Raw genomic sequence first — 892 nt, 5'->3', positions numbered from 1 at the left:
AGTGGTCCTAACAGAATGATCAACGTGCTGGCGTGCACCGTGTCAGATGTGGATCATGGTTGGCGTGAGGAGGGGTCAGTCGCCGCCGTGGATCGTCTCGGACGATCTGTGGGAGCGGATCGAGCCGTTGTTGCCGGTGGTGCCGCGCAGGCCGCGTAATCCTGGTCGTAAGCGGGTGCCGGACCGGCAGGTGCTGTGCGGGATCCTGTTCGTGCTGCACACCGGGATCCAGTGGGAGTTCCTGCCGCAGGAGTTGGGGTTCGGCTCGGGGATGACCTGCTGGCGGCGGTTGCGTGACTGGAACGAGGCCGGCGTGTGGTCGCGGCTGCACGAGCTTCTGCTGGCGGAGTTGCACGCGGCGGGCAGGCTCGACTGGGACCGTGCCGTGATCGACACCTCGCACGTCCGTGCTGCTCGACGCGGCCCAAAAGCGGGCCGAGCCCGGTCGACCGTGCCCGGCCGGGCTCCAAGCACCACGTCCTGACCGACGGCGGCGGCATCCCACTCGCGGTCCTGCTCACCGGCGGCAACCGCAACGACGTCACCGGTCTGGAACCACTGCTGGACGCGGTGCCCAACGTGCGCGGCAGACGGGGCCGGCCCCGCCGACGCCCGACGACGGTCTACGCCGACCGCGGCTACGACCACGACAAGTACCGCAGACGCCTGCGCGCCAGGGGAATCACGCCTCGGATCGCACGCCGCGGCGAGCCCCACGGCTCCGGCCTGGGAACAGTCCGCTGGGTCGTGGAACGCACGATCGCCTGGTACCACGGCATGAAACGCCTACGCATCCGCTGGGAACGCCGCGACGACATCCACGAAGCATTCCTCGGCCTGGCTACCTGCATCATCTGCTACCGCCACGTCCAACGATTCTGTTAGGACCTCT

1 pseudogene is annotated in these 892 nt (G+C 68.3%); it reads left to right on the top strand.

The window, feature by feature from the left end:
- Positions 1 to 46 precede the first annotated feature (46 nt).
- Positions 47 to 885: pseudogene (locus tag SK571_RS46155) on the top strand (IS5 family transposase).
- Positions 886 to 892 lie beyond the last annotated feature (7 nt).

It is taken from the genome of Lentzea kristufekii, assembly GCF_033949925.1.
In the GTDB taxonomy this organism is placed as follows: Bacteria; Actinomycetota; Actinomycetes; order Mycobacteriales; family Pseudonocardiaceae; genus Lentzea; species Lentzea kristufekii.
Note: the sequence above shows the minus strand (reverse complement) of the source record. Positions and strands in the feature narration are given on the sequence as shown.